Here is a 14,273-nt window from a genome sequence, read left to right on the forward strand (position 1 = left end):
CTGCGGCGGCCCGCACCACCCCGAGAGAGGACCCACCCATGCACATCCCCGGCTTCGAGACCCGCACCGTCGAGGTCGCCCCGGGAGTCACCCTGCGCGCCGAGACCGCGGGCGAGGGCACGCCCGTCGTCCTGCTGCACGGCTTCCCCCAGACCCGCCACATGTGGCGGCACGTCGCCGCCGACCTCGCGCGCGACCACCGCGTCGTCGTGCCCGACCTGCGCGGCTACGGCGACAGCGCCAAGCCCGTCGCGACCACGCCCGACGTCTACGCCAAGCGCACGATGGGCGCCGACGTCGTCGCGCTCGCCGACGCGCTGGACGTCGACCGGTTCGTCCTCGTCGGCCACGACCGGGGCGCGCTCGTCGCGTTCCGCGCCGCGCTCGACCACCCGGACCGCGTGAGCCATCTCGGCATCCTCGACGTGGTGCCCACGCTCGACACGTGGGGCGTGCTGCACGGCGCGGACGCCGCGGTCGCGTTCCACCTCTACCTCATGGCGCAGCCTCCGGGCCTGCCGGAGACGATGATCCGGCACAGCGCCGACGCGTTCTTCGGGTCCTTCCTCGACGCGTGGACCCAGGACCCCGCCTCGATCCCCGACGACGTCCGTGCGCACTACCTCGCGGCGAGCCGGGCCGCCGTCGACTCGATCGTCGCGGACTACCGCGCGACGGCGACCGTCGACGTCGAGCACGACCAGGCGTCGCTCGACGCCGGCGACCGGCTCACCATGCCCGTCACCGTGGTGCAGCAGGACTGGGGCGCACGGCTCGGGTACGACGCCGCGGGCGTCTGGCGCCGCTGGGCACCCGACCTCGAGCACCTCACGACGACCGCCGGGCACTTCATGGCCGAGGAGGCCCCCACCGACGTCGCGGCCGTCGTGCGGGCGCTCGGCCGGCGCTGACCGACCGGCCGCGCGGCGCCAGGAGTCAGCGGGTCTTCCGCTCCGGGGCCCACGTGCGGGCGGTCACGGCGAGCGCGTTCCACGCGTTGATCGACACGAGCAGCGCGAGCACCGCGGCGGTCCCCTGCTCCCCGAGCGCGTCGAGCGCGACCCGCGCGACGTCGTCGGGCACGTGCGTCTCCGAGAGCCGCGTGACCGACTCGGTGAGCTCGAGCGCCGCGCGCTCGCGCGCCGTGAAGAAGCCCGACTCGCGCCACACCGCGACCGCCTGGAGGAGCTGCTCGTCCGCGCCCGCACGGCGCGCGGTGCGGGAGTGCAGTTCGACGCAGTACGCGCAGCCGTTGAGCTGCGAGGCGCGCAGCCGCACGAGGTCGGCGAGGACCGGCGAGATCCCGGCGCGCTCCGCCTCGGCGGCGGCCGCCTTGTCGACCGCGGCGACGGCGGCGTAGAAGTCGGGCGTGAGCGCCTCGACGTCGAACCGGGCGGGGACGGGGACGGGGGTGTCGGCAGGGACGGCGGTCTCGCTGGTCGTGGCAGTGGTCGTGGTCGTCATGCCTCCGACGCTACGGAGCAGAGGCCCAGCGCTACAGTGCAATGTCGTGGGAGAAATACGGGCCAATCCGTCGCTCGCCGGTGCCCTCGACCTCCACCTCGCGCTCTCGCCGACGCGTCCCGCGCGGTCGCTCCAGGACGCCCTGCGCACGGCGGTGCTCGACGGCCGCCTCGTCGCCGGCACGCGCCTGCCGGCGGCGCGCGCGCTCGCCGCGGACCTCGGCGTCGCGCGCGGCACGGTCGCCGACGCGTACGCCCAGCTCGCCGCGGAGGGCTGGCTGGAGTCCCGCGTCGGCGCCGGGACGTGGGTCGGGCGCCGTGTCGTCGGCCCGACGCCCGCCCCGCCCTCCCCCGGTCGGCCACGCCTGCCGCTCGACCTGCGGGCCGGCGTGCCCGACCCGTCGTCCTTCCCCCGCGGCCCGTGGCTCGCCGCCGCGAGACGCGCGCTCGCGGACGCGCCGGACGCCGCGCTCGGCTACGGCGACCCACGGGGTGCGGAGCCGCTGCGGGTCGCGCTCGCCGCCTACCTCGGCCGCGCCCGGGGGGTCCGGACCGACCCCGACCGGGTCGTCGTCACGCACGGGTTCGCCGACCTGCTCTCCCTCGTCGCCCGGGCGCTCGTCGCGCGCGGCGCCCGGCGCGCCGCCGTCGAGCAGTACGGGCACGCGGCCCACCGCGCGGTGCTCGCCGCGGCCGGTCTCGAGGTCGTCGCGCTCCCCGTGGACGACGGCGGCGCGGACGTCTCGCTGCTCGACGCGCTCGGCCGCGAGCGCCCGGTGGAGGTCGTCCTGCTCACCCCGGCCCACCAGTTCCCCACGGGCGTGCCCCTGTCGCCCGCGCGCCGCGGCGCGCTCGTCGCGTGGGCCGCGCGGACGGGTGCGACGGTCGTCGAGGACGACTACGACGGCGAGCTCCGGTACGACCGCCGCGCGGTCGGGGCGCTCCAGGCGCTCGCCCCCGACCACGTCGTGTACGCGGGGACGGCGAGCAAGGCGCTGGCGCCCGGCGTCGGGCTCGCGTGGGGCGCGGTCCCGGCGGGGCTCCTGGACGACGTCGTCGCCCAGCGCCGCGTGCTCGGCGGGTCGCCGGACGCGATCGGCCAGCTCACGCTCGCCCGGTTCCTCGCCGACCACGAGTACGACCGTGCGGTCCGCCGGGCGCGCGCCCGCTACCGCGCCCGCCGCGAGCGGCTCGCGACGCTCGTCGCCGAGCACCTGCCCGGCGGCCGCCTGCTCGGCCTGCCCGCCGGGCTCCAGGCGGTGCTCGAGCTCCCGCCCGGCACGGACGAGGACGCGGTGGTCGACCGCGCCGCACGCCGCGGCGCGGAGCTGCTCGCGCTCGGCGCCTACGCGGTCGAGCCGGGGCTCCCGGGGGCGGGCGCCCCGACGACCGGGAGCCCGCCCCCGTCCCGTGCCCCTGCCGTCGTCGTGGGCTACGGCGCCCCGCGCGACCACCAGGTCGAGCAGGCGTTCGCCACCCTCCTCCGCGAGATCGACCCGCTCAGCGGTACCAGTCCTCGTCGATCGTCGCGAGGCGCGACGGGTGCGCCTGGGGGCCGAGGCCGTAGAAGCGCTGGAAGCTCATGAGGAGCGGGCGCCACCGGTCGGGGTCGACGCGGTGCGCGGTCCCCGGCATGCGGATGCTCTCGTGGACGTGCACCCGGGTCACGCGGACCTCGAACGCGACGAGCGACCCCGCGCGCGCGGCGTCGTCGCGACCGAGCGGATGAGCGTGCACCAGCCGCGCCTCGACCGCGACGGGGCACTGCGCGGCGCGCGGCGGCGCGACCGTGTCCGACGCGACGGGCGTCAGCCCGGCGCGGGCGAACTTGTCCGGCTCGTAGCGGTAGCCCACGGACGCCTTGCGGTCCGGGACCGGGTCGCGCCCCGTCGTCAGGGCGAGGCGGTCGACGGCGTCGACCTCGGCCGTCGAGGGCAGGTTCACCACGACCTCGCGCGTCGCGAGGAGGTTGAGCGCCGTCTGCGACCGCGCGCCCAGGCCGAGCACCGCCGTCCGGCCGAGCCAGAACACCGACGACATCGGGGCGAGGTTCACGCGTCCGTCCCCGGCGACCGTGCTGAGCAGCGCGACGGGCGTGCCGAAGTACAGGATCCCTGGGTCGATGACGACGTGCGAGGGGGCGGGACGGGTCGAGGTGGTGGTCATGGACCCAGCCTCGTCGCGCGCGGGCGGGGCGTCTGGCGGGCGTCGGACGTCGCGTCCGCGGCGATGACGGCGGCTACGAGAGCAGCGCGGCGACCCGGTCGACGCGGTCGGCGTCGGGCCGCGTGCCCTCTTCGACGACCTGCCGGGCGAGCTCGCGCAGGCGGACGTTGCGGTTGTTCGACACGCGCTTGAGGACCGCGAACGCCTGCTCGGGGGCGATCCCGAACGCCGCGGCCACGACGCCCTTCGCCTGCTCGATCGGCCGCCGGCTGTCGGCCGCGGCGGCGATGTCGCGCTGGGCCTGGAGCCCGGCCTGCGTCCGGACGGGTCGCGTCACGTCGACGAAGTACCCGAGCAGCTCGACGACCTGCCCCGTGGCGCGGTCGCGACGGCCCTGGCCGACGAGGACGAGGACGCGCTCCCGGCCGCGCGCGTCCATGATGCGGTGCAGGCTCGAGAAGGGCGCGCCGTCGCGACGCGCGCTCTCCAGCACGTCCCGGACGCGGTCCCGGTCGTCGGGGTGCTTGTGCGCCAGGACGAGCGACGTCGTCGGCACGACGTCGCCCGGCTCGAAGCCGTGCAGGCGGTACGTCTCGGCCGACCACCACCAGGTGTCGGTCGCCAGGTCGACCCGGTACTGCCCCAGCGTCGTGTCGTCGCCGAGGGACAGCGGGTGCAGGGTTGCGTGGTCCTCCACGGACATGGGTCGTCTCCGTCGTCGTTCTGCGGGTCGTGAGCCAGGTCCAGACTCGACTCCCGGACTCTAGTCCGGCGGCGGGGTTCTGCAACCCGACGCCTGCGCCGACGTGACGACGTAGGTCGCGTCGCCGAGCGAGCGCCCGAGGTGGTGAAAAACTGGACGGCGGTGCACGAGGACCGGACGGAGGCGGACGTGGGCGCGTCGGAGCTGCTGACACTCCTGGCCCGCGCGCTCGCCGAGGCCGACGACGCCCTGTCGACGCCCGCACGCATGTGTCAGGCGTGCGCCACGGTGCTCGGTGCCGAGAGCGTCGCGCTCACCGTCGCCGCGACGGCGGACGACCGACTCACGGTCGCCACGTCCGACGGCGTCGCCGCCCGCATCGAGGACCTCGAGGAGACGCTCGGCGAGGGGCCGGCCCAGCTCGCGCTCGCCGAGGACCGCGTCGTGGTCACCGAGGTCGACGGGAACCGTGACGTGAGCGCGTTCCCCGTGTTCGCCGGCGTCGCCGCGACGATCAGCGGGCCCGCGACGTACCACGCCGTCCCCATGCACGCGGGAGGCCAGGTCGTGGGGGTGCTCGGCCTCCTCACCGCCTCGCCCAGGCTCGCGCGCGAGCCGGACGACGTGCAGTTCCTCGCGGACGTCGTCGGGCTCGCGCTCCTGGCCGACCTGGACTCGCTCGACTGGTCGATGCGCGCCGAGGTGCACCAGGCGACGGGGATGGTCACGGCCCAGCTCCGCGTGGCCCCGCGCGACGCGCTCGCCGTGCTCCGGGCGCACGCCTTCGCCCGGTCGACGACGCTCGAGGAGGTCGCCGCGGACGTCGTGGGACGAAGGCTGAGCTTCACCTACGACGAGAGCAACGCCGTGCAGACCCAGAGGACCGAGGAACCGTGACGCCCCGGACGCGCCTTCCCGGACGGGCCGCGGCGGGCGCTCGGCCGTAGGCTCGACGGCGTCCCGTCCGCCCGCCGAGGGAGCCACCGTGCGCGCGACCGTCATCCACGCCCCGTACGACGTCCGCGTCGAGCAGCGCGACGACCCGCGCCTGCTCGCGCCCACCGACGCGATCGTGCGCGTCGAGGCAGCGTGCGTGTGCGGGTCGGACCTGTGGACGTACCGCGGCGTCAACCGGATCGAGCACCCCGTCGCGATGGGCCACGAGTACGTGGGCACCGTCGAGGAGGTCGGCGCCGACGTGCGCACCGTCCGCCCCGGGCAGCTCGTCGTCGGGTCGTTCTTCGCGTCCGACAACACGTGCCCGATCTGCCGCGCCGGCTACCAGACGTCGTGCGTCCACCGCGAGCCCGTGCGCGGCGCCCAGGCCGAGCTGCTGCGGGTCCCGCTCGCGGACGGGACGCTCGTCGCGACGCCCGAGCGCCCCGACGACGACCTCCTGCCCGGGCTGCTCACCGCGTCCGACGTGCTGGGCACCGGCTGGTTCGGCGCCCGCGCGGCCGAGGCGGGACCGGGCCGGACGGTCGTCGTGGTGGGCGACGGCGCCGTCGGCCTGCTCGCGGTCCTCGCCGCCGCGCAGCTCGGGGCCGAGCAGGTCATCGCCATGAGCCGGCACGCGCCGCGCCAGGAGCTCGCGCGGGCGTTCGGCGCGACCGACGTCGTCGCGGAGCGCGGCGAGGAGGGCGTCGCGCGCGTCCTGGACCTCACCGACGGGCTGGGCGCGCACGGCGTGGTCGAGGCCGTCGGGACGCCGGAGTCCGTGGCCCAGGCGCTCGGGTCGGTACGTCCCGGCGGGCACGTCGGCGTCGTCGGGCTGCCGCACGGGGTGGAGCTCCCCGTCGTCGACATGTTCTACCGCCACGTGCACTGGTCGGGCGGCCCGGCGCCGGTCCGCCAGTACCTGCCCGAGCTGATGGACCTCGTCCTCGACCGGCGCATCGACCCCGCGCGCGTCTTCGACCTCGAGCTCACCCTCGACGACGCCGCCGAGGGGTACGCCGCGATGGACGAGCGCCGCGCGATCAAGTCCCTGCTGCGTCCCTGAGGCCCGGTCCGCAGGTTCGGCCTCAGCCGAGCCAGGACGGGTCGTCGACGAGTTCCTGGAGCTCGTTCACGAGGCGCGCCACGTGGAACCCGTCCGCCGCGGCGTGGTGCACCTGGACCGCGACGGGGAGGAACGTCCGCCCACCCCGCTCGACGTACCGTCCGAGCGTGACGATCGGCGCGAGGTGGCGCCAGCCGTCGCGGATCGCGAGCGTGAAGCCGGTGAACGAGGCCCACGGCAGGCTCGACACGTCGAACATGTTCGGCGGCCGCGCACCCTGCGGGAAGAACGCCGTCGCGGTCCGGTGCTCGGCGAGCAGCGCCGAGGCCGCGGCGTGGAACGCGTCGAAGTCCGCGTCGTACGGCGCCCACACGGCCGAGAACGTCTCCCGCTCCGGGTTGAGCACGGTGAACGACGGGTGCACCACCGGCCAGACCGCCGGGGCGCCGGCGTCGTCGAGCAACAGACGGAACTCCTCGTGCCGGTTCACGACCGTCGCGAGCGCCCAGACCTGCGCGACGTACGTCTTGCGGGACGACCCGGCCAACGCGGCCGCGAGCGCCGTCACGTCCAGCTCGACGGTCATCGCGTACGTGCACGGTGACGCGTGGAGGAAGTGCTCGAAGTGCTCGCGGCGCGGCCACGTCTCGAGATCGACCGGTACGGGGGTGTCCACGCCGCCAGCATCACAGTCACCCGTACGGAGGGCACGGGCATTTCGGGCGCACCGATGCGGTCGCGGGCCAGGCACGACCCCGACGAGGTCGTCCGCGTGCGGACGCCCGTCGCGAGCGGGACCATCGCTGACGTGGGACGTCGCGCGCGCAACACCCGATCCGGGTCCGTGCTGGGGCACGTGCTCGTGCTCGTGGTCGTGCTCGGGACGACGGCGGGCTGCACCGTGAGCCGGCAGGACCCGGGGCAGGCGACCGCCGCCGTGGCTGACGCGCTCGCGCAGGCCGGGTCGGCGGTCGAGACGACGCGACTCACCGTGCGGCTGCTCGACGACGACCGCGTCACCACGCCGGTCGCGGACGCCGCCGTGCTCGACCAGGTGCGGGTGCTCGAGGAGTCGACCACCGCGCTGACGACGCTCGTCCCGCCCGACGACGTGTCCTCCGCGCAGCGCGACGCCGGTCTCGTGGCCGTCGCGGACGCGACGCGCGAGGTGGTCGCGGCGCGCGCCTGGGTCGCGCGCGAGGCGGGCGGCGACCTGTCGGCGGCGGGCGCCGTCCCGCTCACCGCGTCCGAGCTCGAGGCCGACCTCGCGCGCGCCGCCGATGACGTGGACACCGCGCTGGCCCTGGCGGGTGGCGCGTGAAGCGGCTCCTCGGCGTCGCGCTCGGCATCCTCACGGCGATCGGCGGGTTCGTCGACATCGGCGACCTGGTGACCAACGCCGTCGTCGGGTCCCGGTTCGGGCTGTCGCTCGTGTGGGTCGTGGTCGTCGGCGTCGTCGGCATCTGCCTGTTCGCGTCGATGTCCGGCCGCGTCGCGGCGGTGAGCGGGCGCGCGACGTTCGAGATCATCCGCGAGCGCCTCGGCCCGCGCGCCGCGGGCGCGAACCTCGCGGCGTCGTTCGCGATCAACCTGCTCACCCTCACCGCGGAGGTCGGGGGCATCGCGCTCGCGCTGCACCTCGCGAGCAGCGTCGAGCCGCGCCTGTGGATGCCGGTCGCGGCCTTCGCCGTCTGGCTCGTGCTGTGGCGCGTGAAGTTCCAGGTCATGGAGAACGTCGCGGGCCTGCTCGGGCTGCTGCTCGTCGGGTTCGGGGTCGCGCTCTTCCTGCTGGGACCGGACTGGGGCGAGCTGCTGCGCCAGGCGGTGCCCCCGTCTCCCCCGGCGACGGAGCACGTCGCGACGTACTGGTACTACGCCGTCGCGCTGTTCGGCGCCGCGATGACGCCGTACGAGGTGTTCTTCTTCTCCTCCGGCGCCGTCGAGGAGGGGTGGACCGCGAAGGACCTCGCGCAGAACCGGGTCAACGTGCTCGTCGGGTTCCCGCTCGGCGGGCTGCTGTCCGTCGCGATCGCCGCGTGCGCGGCCGTGGTGCTCCTGCCCGCGGGGATCGAGGTGTCGTCGCTGTCGCAGATCGTGCTGCCGGTGGCCGAGGCCGGCGGGACGCTCCTGCTCGCGCTCGTGATCGTCGGGATCGTCGCGGCGACGTTCGGCGCCGCGCTCGAGACCGCGCTCTCGAGCGGGTACACGCTCGCGCAGTACCTCGGCTGGTCGTGGGGCAAGTTCCGCCGCCCGGCGCGCGCCGCGCGCTTCCACGTGACGATGGTCGTCGCGCTGCTGCTCGCGGTCGCGATCCTCATGACGAGCGTGGACCCGGTCGCCGTCACCGAGATGTCGGTCGTGTTCTCGGCCGTCGCGCTGCCGCTCACGTACGTGCCGATCCTCCTCGTCGCGAACGACCCGGAGTACATGGGCGAGCACGTCAACGGGCGCGCGACCAACGCGCTGGGCATGGTGTACCTGGTGATCGTGGTCGCCGCGGCCGTCGCGGCGATCCCCCTGATGATCGCGACGGGAGCGGGGTCATGAGCCGGGAAGCCTCCGCGCCGACGGGGGTGCGCGTCGTGGACGCGCGCCTGCACCTGCTGAGCCGCCAGGTGCTCGACGTCGACGGCGAGCCGGTGACGACGGTCGACGACCTCGAGCTCGTCGCCGCGGACGCGCCGGAGGGCGGTCGCCGCGACGCGGTGCCCGGGGAGGCCGCCGAGGTCGGCGCGATCCTCACCGGGCCGGTGCTCCTCACGCGCCTCCTCGGCGGCCGCCCGCCCGCGTCGCGCTGGGAGCGGGTCTCGTGGTCCGACGTCGGGCACGTCGGGACGGCGATCGAGCTCACCGTCCAGGCGGACTCGCTCGACCTGCACTGGACCGAGGACTGGCTGCGCGAGCACGTCGTCGGGCGCATCCCCGGCGGCCGGCACGACCCCGAGGAGGGGTCGTGATCCTCGGCGACCTGCTCGACGCGCGCGTCCTCGGGCCCGGCGGCGAGAACCTCGGCTTCCTCGTGGACGTCCGGCTCGCGCTCGACACGCTGCCCGACGGCGGCCCCTCCGACCGCGACGGGCGGCACCGCCCCGGCGGGGCGGCGGGCGAGGCCGACCCTGACGACGCCCACCCCGACGACCGTGCGCTGAGCCAGGGCGTCCGCCGCCGCGACCGGGTGGGGCGGGCGCGCGTCGTCGGCGTGCTCGTGAGCCCGCGCACGGGCGCGTCGTTCCTGGGGTACGAGCGCACGGACGTCACGGCGCCGTGGCCGGTCCCGCAGCTCGTCCGCCGCCGCCACCGCGGGAGGTTCCTCGTGCCGTGGGACGACGTCGCCGCCGTCGCGCCGGGCGAGGTGCGCCTCGCCGCGGGGTACCGGCGGGAGGACGCGGCCCTGCCCTGACCGGCCCCTGCCGCTCGGCGCGTTGCGAGCGGGGCGCGGCCCCGTGACGCTGGACGGGACGGTGAAGCCACCCGCCGTCGGCCGCCCGGGCGGAGGCACGAAGGACCCGTCGCCCCGTCCGGCGACACGGGAGGTCCCATGAAGGCGCTGTTCGTGAGCTGCACGCTCAAGAAGTCCCCGGAACCGTCCAACACCGAGGCGCTCGGGCGCGTGGTCGCCGAGGCGCTCCAGGACCGCGGGGTCGAGGTCGAGCACGTCCGGCTCGTCGACCTCGACGTCCCGCCGGGCGTCGTCACCGACGTCGGGGAGGGCGACGAGTGGCCGAGCGTGCACGCGCGGCTGCTGGACGCGCAGATCCTCGTGGTGCTCACGCCGACGTGGCTCGGGCGCCCGGCGTCGCTCGCGCAGCGCATGCTCGAGCGCATGGACGCGATGATCTCCGAGGAAGGCCCGGGCGGTGTCCCCGTCGCCTACAACCGGGTGGCGGGCGTGGTGGTCACGGGCAACGAGGACGGCGCGCACCACGTCATCTCGGAGGTCAGCGGCGCCCTGGCCGACATCGGGTACACGATCCCCGGCCAGGCCTGGACCTACTGGAACCAGGGCCCCGGCCCGGGCCCCGACTACGTGCAGACGGGGCACGGCCACGAGTGGGCCCGGGAGACGGGCCGCCTCATGGCGCACAACCTGCACGCCGTCGCGACGGCGCTCGAGGCGCACCCGGTCCCCGCCCCCGGCTCCTGACCGACGGCGGCTACGACTCCGCGATGCGCTTGATCGCCGCGAGCCGGCGGTCCCACGCCGCGCCGATGGCCTCCAGGGCGCGCGCGGTCTCGCCCAGCCGCGCGCCGACGGCGCGGTAGCGCACCTCCCGGCCCACGCGGACGGACTCGACGAGCCCGACCTCCGCGAGCACCCCCAAGTGCTTCGCGATGGCCTGGCGGCTCACCGGCAGGCGCTCGGCGAGCGCCGACGCCGAGAGGTCCGCGCTGCCGAGCTCCTGGAGGATCCGCCACCGGGTGTCGTCCGCGAGGGCCGAGAACACGGGGGCGAGCTCCGTCGCGGGTGCGGTCACGCGCGACCGCCCTCGGCCGCGAGCGCCCCCTCGAGGAGCTCGACGAGCTCGTCGAGCTCGCTCGTCCACCCCTGCTGGTGGCTCTCGAGCAGGCCGTCCGGGTCCGCGACGAGGTCGAACCCGGTCTCGACGACGCGCAGGACGGTCGTCGGCCCCTGGGGCTCGAGCGTGAAGCGCGCGACGGTCGAGCTGGTCTCGTCCATGACCTGCCCCACCGGGGTCCCCCACCGGAAGGCGAACGCCGTCGTGGGGTCGTACTCCTCGATGCGCACCTGGACGTCGGGCGCGTCCGGCCAGCTGAACACGCCCTCGCCGCCGACGCGCAGGTCCGGGAGCTCGGTCCGCTGGCCGAACCAGCCGCTGATGAGGTCCTCCTGGGTGAGCGCCGCCCAGACGCGTGCCGCCGGGGCGTCGATGGTCACGGTCCGGGACACGGTGTACGCCTCGCGGTCGACGACGGCCGGCTCGTTGGTGGTGGTCATGGTGCTACCTCTCCGCTGGGAAGAACGACTGTCTGCAACTTCAGAGTTGCACATGGATCCCGTCAGCGCAACCCCTCGGTTGCGTCGTGTCGAGGGCGCGCTCGCTCATGCACTCCCGGCCGCGATCCCCGCCGCCGCGGCCGCGAGGCACACGACGAGCATCCCGAGCGCGTGCGCCAGCGCGACGGCGCCGCGGCCCGCGAGGAGCAGGCATGCGCCCTCGACCGACGCCGTCGAGAACGTCGAGTAGCCGCCCAGGAAGCCGACCCCGAGCACCGCCGCGGCGTCGCCGTACCCCGGGTGCGTCGCTCCCCAGCCCGTGAGCAGCCCCAGGAGGAAGCACGCGGTGACGTTCACGGCGACCGTGCCGAGCGGCGTCGACCACCGGTTGTGCCGGGCCACGAGCGTGTCCAGCAGGAACCGCGACGCCGCGCCGAGCCCACCGGCGAGAGCGACGAGCGCCAGCTCGGGGACGCCCGTCACCGCGCCCCACCGCCCCGGGCGACCAGGCGCCGTCGGACCGCGGCGGCGAGCGCGATGCCGGCCACCGCGGCCGCGACGCCGAGCACGACGCTCCCCAGCGCGTACGCCGCGCCGAGGGCGGCGTGGCCCCCGCTCGCCAGCCGCTCGACCTCGACGGCGAACGTCGAGTACGTCGTGAACCCGCCGAGGACGCCCGTCCCGCAGCCGAGCCGCACGCCCCGCCGCCACCCGGCGTCGGGACCCGAGCGGAGCAGCGTCTCGAGCAGCGCGCCGAGCACGAACGACCCGGCGAGGTTGATCCAGAACGTCGTCCACGGCCACGACCCGGGCACGGGGGCGAACGCCTGCTCGAGGAGCGCGCGCGCCGTCGTGCCGACCGCTCCCCCCAGCGCGACGAGCCCCGCGAGCGCGAGGAGCGGCGTCCGTCGTCTCACCTCTCCCACGGCGTGCGGAGCTCCTTCCAGTCCACGACCGCGAGCGGGACCGTGAGCACCGGCCGGTGCTGATGGTGGGCGAGGTGCGCGGCGACGGACCCCTCGACGAGCTCGCGCAGGTGCGCCGTCGACCCGGGCGCGCGCGTCCCGACGACGATCACCGCGGCGTCGACCGCCCGCGCGAGGTGCGTCAGCGCGCGGTCGGGACGGCCCGCGAGATAGTGCAGGTCCCATGCCACGCCCGTGCCCTGCAGCGCCTCCGCGACCTCGGTCCGCAGCCGCGCCTCGACGTCCTGCCAGGAGTCGTCGGCGGAGTCCGGGTCGAGCGGCGCGTGCGTCACCGAGCCGTCGGGGCGCTCCTCCACGACGTGGCGGGAGGTGTCGGCGAACGCGGCGACCACGCGGGACCCGACGGCACCCGCCCAGGCCGCGGCCGTCCGGACGACGAGCGGGTCGCCGCCCGGCACGACGCCCACGACCACGGGGTGCCCGGCGAACGGGACCATGCGGTCGAGCGCGGGCTGGGGCACGGGTCTGGCTCTCATGCGGACCTCTTCCCGCGGGCAGCACCCTGCCCGCCGACGTGCGACGAGACAGGAACCATCAGCCCTGGCGGCGGTTCGGGCGGCTATGCCCCGGCGGGATCCATCACCGCCCTCAGCGTACCCAGCCCGGCAGACCCGCGCTCAGCCCGCCTTCGTGTCCAGCCACTTCTTCTCGCCGAACGACTTCGCGAGCTCGTGGTCCGTGATGACGAACCCGACGGCCTGCGCGACGGGCAGGATCTGGTCGCGCTCCAGCCCGTCGTCGATACCGAGCCGGTACAGCATGACGACGGTCCCGGTGTTGAGCATGACACCCGGCGAGTCCCCGTCGTCGAGCAGCGCGTACGTGCCCTGGAACCCCGGCTGCGGCACCGCGGCGGCGAGGGTCGGGTGCGCGGGCCCCGTGGTGTCCGCGAGGGGGTCGCCCTCCGGCGCGTCGTTGAAGGCGGCGGCCGCGCGCTCGGCCTCCTCCTCCGACCCGACGTCCACCAGGACCAGGTCGAGCGCGAGGGTCGGGCCGTCGTCGGACACGACGCGGGCCTCGAACCCGGCCTGGCACGAGCCCGCGAGCGCCTCGATCGCCGGGATCGCGGGCAGGTCGTCGCACGCGAAGTCCCGCCGCGCCACGAGCGCGATGCGGTCCTCGTTGACCAGGTAGTCGTTGTCGGAGAAGTAGTCCCACGACATCGGCGCGAGCGCGGGGCCCGACTCCGGGTCCATCTCCGCGCCCGCGCGGTACTGCTGCTCGAGCCACGGCTCGTCGTCCGTGACGTCGGTGTCGACGGGCTCCTCGGTCGGCTCGGGCTCCTCGGTCGCCTCCGGCTCCACCGGCGCGTCCGTCGCGGGCGCCTGCTCGGCTGTCGTCGGCTCCGGGGCGGGCGGGGCGTCATCGCGCACCGCGAGCCACACGCCGAGGCCGCCCGCGACGACGACGAACGCGCCCACGCCCGCGAGGACGGGCACGAGCCACTTGCGCGAGCCGCGGCCGGGGGGCGTCCCGTACGAGGAGAAGCCGTAGGGGTCCGACGGCGGGCCAGGCGGCCCCGGCACGACCGTCGCGTCGTCCGGCGCGCCGTAGGCGGGGCCGGACGGGGTGGCGTACGGAGCCGTCGGCGTGCCGTACGGGGCGCCGTGCGCGTGGGGGCCCGCGGGCGCGCCGGGCGGCGGGGGCGGCGGCGCGTACCCGGGCGCCGTCCCCGCGGGCGGCCAGGTCGCCCCGGTGTCCGCGGGCGGGAGCGTGGCGTGCGGGTCGCCGGGCCGGCCGTGGCCTCGGCGACCTCCCGTGCCGTACGGGTCGGTGTCGTACGGCGCCTGCGCGTGCGGGCTCGCGTAGCCCGGCGCCGGGGCGCCCGCAGCGCTCGGGCTCGTCCCGCCGTCCTCCCCGTACCGTCGCGGCGGCCGCATGACGGTGTGGTCGTCGACCGGCTCGTACGGGTCGGTGGGGTGGGACATCGGGCGGGTCCTCTCGTCGCGGGCGGCTCGTGCAGGGTAGCGGGTCACCGCTCGCGGGCCGAGACACC

Annotated in this window: 19 protein-coding genes and 1 riboswitch; of the genes, 9 read left to right on the forward strand and 10 right to left on the reverse strand. The window is 76.0% G+C overall.

From position 1 onward, the window contains the following. The first annotated feature begins 38 nt into the window (after positions 1 to 38). Entirely contained in the window at positions 39 to 911 is an 873-nt protein-coding gene (locus A0J59_RS01185) for an alpha/beta hydrolase (RefSeq protein WP_064314963.1), read from the forward strand. 25 nt (positions 912 to 936) lie between these two features. On the opposite strand, the gene A0J59_RS01190 is transcribed toward A0J59_RS01185, so the two are convergent. Then, on the reverse strand, positions 937 to 1,464 hold the full coding sequence (locus tag A0J59_RS01190) for a carboxymuconolactone decarboxylase family protein (protein ID WP_064314964.1): 528 nt from the start codon (positions 1,462 to 1,464) through the stop codon (positions 937 to 939). A gap of 46 nt (positions 1,465 to 1,510) precedes the next feature. On the opposite strand from A0J59_RS01190, the gene A0J59_RS01195 reads away from it, so the two are divergent. After that, the gene (locus tag A0J59_RS01195) at positions 1,511 to 3,049 is read left to right on the forward strand and encodes a PLP-dependent aminotransferase family protein (RefSeq protein WP_064314965.1); all 1,539 of its coding nucleotides are present in this window, start codon (positions 1,511 to 1,513) and stop codon (positions 3,047 to 3,049) included. Here A0J59_RS01195 and A0J59_RS21055 read toward each other — a convergent pair. Both A0J59_RS21055 and A0J59_RS01205 read right to left on the reverse strand, forming a co-directional pair. Further along, the gene (locus A0J59_RS21055; RefSeq protein ID WP_082918635.1) at positions 2,964 to 3,629 is read right to left on the reverse strand and encodes a flavin reductase family protein; all 666 of its coding nucleotides are present in this window, start codon (positions 3,627 to 3,629) and stop codon (positions 2,964 to 2,966) included. The two genes, A0J59_RS01195 and A0J59_RS21055, sit on opposite strands and share 86 nt — an antisense overlap. A gap of 73 nt (positions 3,630 to 3,702) precedes the next feature. Next, positions 3,703 to 4,332 carry a PAS and ANTAR domain-containing protein gene (locus tag A0J59_RS01205; RefSeq protein ID WP_156532726.1) on the reverse strand — a complete coding sequence of 210 codons (630 nt, stop codon included), beginning with the start codon at positions 4,330 to 4,332 and terminating at the stop codon, positions 3,703 to 3,705. A 189-nt stretch (positions 4,333 to 4,521) separates the two neighbouring features. Between A0J59_RS01205 and A0J59_RS01210 the strand changes: the two genes are divergently transcribed. Both A0J59_RS01210 and A0J59_RS01215 read left to right on the forward strand, forming a co-directional pair. Next, a complete protein-coding gene (locus tag A0J59_RS01210) occupies positions 4,522 to 5,229 on the forward strand; it encodes a GAF and ANTAR domain-containing protein (protein ID WP_220084419.1) in 708 nt (235 codons plus the stop codon). 88 nt (positions 5,230 to 5,317) lie between these two features. Continuing rightward, positions 5,318 to 6,334 (forward strand): zinc-binding dehydrogenase, encoded by a 1,017-nt coding sequence (locus A0J59_RS01215; protein WP_064314968.1) that lies wholly within the window; start codon positions 5,318 to 5,320, stop codon positions 6,332 to 6,334. 22 nt (positions 6,335 to 6,356) lie between these two features. Here A0J59_RS01215 and A0J59_RS01220 read toward each other — a convergent pair whose 3' ends face one another. Then, positions 6,357 to 7,010 carry a CatA-like O-acetyltransferase gene (locus tag A0J59_RS01220; protein ID WP_064314969.1) on the reverse strand — a complete coding sequence of 218 codons (654 nt, stop codon included), beginning with the start codon at positions 7,008 to 7,010 and terminating at the stop codon, positions 6,357 to 6,359. A gap of 96 nt (positions 7,011 to 7,106) precedes the next feature. On the opposite strand from A0J59_RS01220, the gene A0J59_RS01225 reads away from it, so the two are divergent. The 5 genes from A0J59_RS01225 (at position 7,107) to A0J59_RS01245 (ending at position 10,478) form a co-directional block, all read left to right on the forward strand. Continuing rightward, on the forward strand, positions 7,107 to 7,655 hold the full coding sequence (locus A0J59_RS01225; RefSeq protein WP_220084420.1) for a hypothetical protein: 549 nt from the start codon (positions 7,107 to 7,109) through the stop codon (positions 7,653 to 7,655). After that, positions 7,652 to 8,881 carry an NRAMP family divalent metal transporter gene (locus tag A0J59_RS01230; RefSeq protein WP_064314971.1) on the forward strand — a complete coding sequence of 410 codons (1,230 nt, stop codon included), beginning with the start codon at positions 7,652 to 7,654 and terminating at the stop codon, positions 8,879 to 8,881. The genes A0J59_RS01225 and A0J59_RS01230 overlap by 4 nt, the downstream gene beginning before the upstream one ends. Continuing rightward, the gene (locus A0J59_RS01235; RefSeq protein ID WP_064314972.1) at positions 8,878 to 9,291 is read left to right on the forward strand and encodes a hypothetical protein; all 414 of its coding nucleotides are present in this window, start codon (positions 8,878 to 8,880) and stop codon (positions 9,289 to 9,291) included. Before A0J59_RS01230 ends, A0J59_RS01235 begins: the two co-directional genes overlap by 4 nt. Next, the gene (locus A0J59_RS21430) at positions 9,288 to 9,734 is read left to right on the forward strand and encodes a hypothetical protein (protein ID WP_064314973.1); all 447 of its coding nucleotides are present in this window, start codon (positions 9,288 to 9,290) and stop codon (positions 9,732 to 9,734) included. Before A0J59_RS01235 ends, A0J59_RS21430 begins: the two co-directional genes overlap by 4 nt. A gap of 138 nt (positions 9,735 to 9,872) precedes the next feature. Beyond that, positions 9,873 to 10,478, forward strand: a complete 606-nt coding sequence (locus A0J59_RS01245) for a flavodoxin family protein (RefSeq protein WP_064314974.1) — start codon at positions 9,873 to 9,875, stop codon at positions 10,476 to 10,478. Positions 10,479 to 10,488: 10 nt separating this feature from the next. Here the strand turns inward: A0J59_RS01245 and A0J59_RS01250 are convergent, their stop codons facing one another. From A0J59_RS01250 to A0J59_RS01275, 6 genes are all read right to left on the reverse strand, one after another. Further along, positions 10,489 to 10,809 (reverse strand): helix-turn-helix transcriptional regulator, encoded by a 321-nt coding sequence (locus tag A0J59_RS01250; RefSeq protein WP_047230931.1) that lies wholly within the window; start codon positions 10,807 to 10,809, stop codon positions 10,489 to 10,491. After that, positions 10,806 to 11,291 (reverse strand): SRPBCC domain-containing protein, encoded by a 486-nt coding sequence (locus A0J59_RS01255; protein ID WP_064314975.1) that lies wholly within the window; start codon positions 11,289 to 11,291, stop codon positions 10,806 to 10,808. Before A0J59_RS01255 ends, A0J59_RS01250 begins: the two co-directional genes overlap by 4 nt. A gap of 105 nt (positions 11,292 to 11,396) precedes the next feature. Then, positions 11,397 to 11,774: a CrcB family protein gene (locus A0J59_RS01260; RefSeq protein WP_064314976.1), complete on the reverse strand. Its 378-nt coding sequence runs from the start codon at positions 11,772 to 11,774 to the stop codon at positions 11,397 to 11,399. After that, on the reverse strand, positions 11,771 to 12,217 hold the full coding sequence (locus tag A0J59_RS01265; protein WP_047230928.1) for a CrcB family protein: 447 nt from the start codon (positions 12,215 to 12,217) through the stop codon (positions 11,771 to 11,773). The genes A0J59_RS01260 and A0J59_RS01265 overlap by 4 nt, the downstream gene beginning before the upstream one ends. Then, entirely contained in the window at positions 12,205 to 12,753 is a 549-nt protein-coding gene (locus tag A0J59_RS01270) for a universal stress protein (protein ID WP_064314977.1), read from the reverse strand. The genes A0J59_RS01265 and A0J59_RS01270 overlap by 13 nt, the downstream gene beginning before the upstream one ends. A gap of 42 nt (positions 12,754 to 12,795) precedes the next feature. Next, positions 12,796 to 12,870, reverse strand: a riboswitch (Fluoride riboswitch). Positions 12,871 to 12,894: 24 nt separating this feature from the next. Continuing rightward, complete coding sequence (locus A0J59_RS01275) at positions 12,895 to 14,205, reverse strand: hypothetical protein (protein WP_064314978.1); 1,311 nt, start codon at positions 14,203 to 14,205, stop codon at positions 12,895 to 12,897. Between the last annotated feature and the right edge of the window lie 68 nt (positions 14,206 to 14,273).

Origin of the sequence: Cellulosimicrobium sp. I38E (assembly GCF_001647255.1) — a bacterium.
Classification (GTDB): domain Bacteria; phylum Actinomycetota; class Actinomycetes; order Actinomycetales; family Cellulomonadaceae; genus Cellulosimicrobium; species Cellulosimicrobium cellulans_E.

Excerpts from the sequence above, each read along its gene's own strand:
- A0J59_RS01185 (WP_064314963.1), top strand. The coding sequence starts at position 39 with ATGCACATCCCCGGCTTCGAGACCCGCACCGTCGAGGTCGCCCCGGGA.
- A0J59_RS01190 (WP_064314964.1), bottom strand. The coding sequence starts at position 1,464 with ATGACGACCACGACCACTGCCACGACCAGCGAGACCGCCGTCCCTGCC.
- A0J59_RS21055 (WP_082918635.1), bottom strand. The coding sequence starts at position 3,629 with ATGACCACCACCTCGACCCGTCCCGCCCCCTCGCACGTCGTCATCGAC.
- A0J59_RS01205 (WP_156532726.1), bottom strand. The coding sequence starts at position 4,332 with ATGTCCGTGGAGGACCACGCAACCCTGCACCCGCTGTCCCTCGGCGAC.
- A0J59_RS01235 (WP_064314972.1), top strand. The coding sequence starts at position 8,878 with ATGAGCCGGGAAGCCTCCGCGCCGACGGGGGTGCGCGTCGTGGACGCG.
- A0J59_RS01245 (WP_064314974.1), top strand. The coding sequence starts at position 9,873 with ATGAAGGCGCTGTTCGTGAGCTGCACGCTCAAGAAGTCCCCGGAACCG.
- A0J59_RS01255 (WP_064314975.1), bottom strand. The coding sequence starts at position 11,291 with ATGACCACCACCAACGAGCCGGCCGTCGTCGACCGCGAGGCGTACACC.
- A0J59_RS01270 (WP_064314977.1), bottom strand. The coding sequence starts at position 12,753 with ATGAGAGCCAGACCCGTGCCCCAGCCCGCGCTCGACCGCATGGTCCCG.
- A0J59_RS01275 (WP_064314978.1), bottom strand. The coding sequence starts at position 14,205 with ATGTCCCACCCCACCGACCCGTACGAGCCGGTCGACGACCACACCGTC.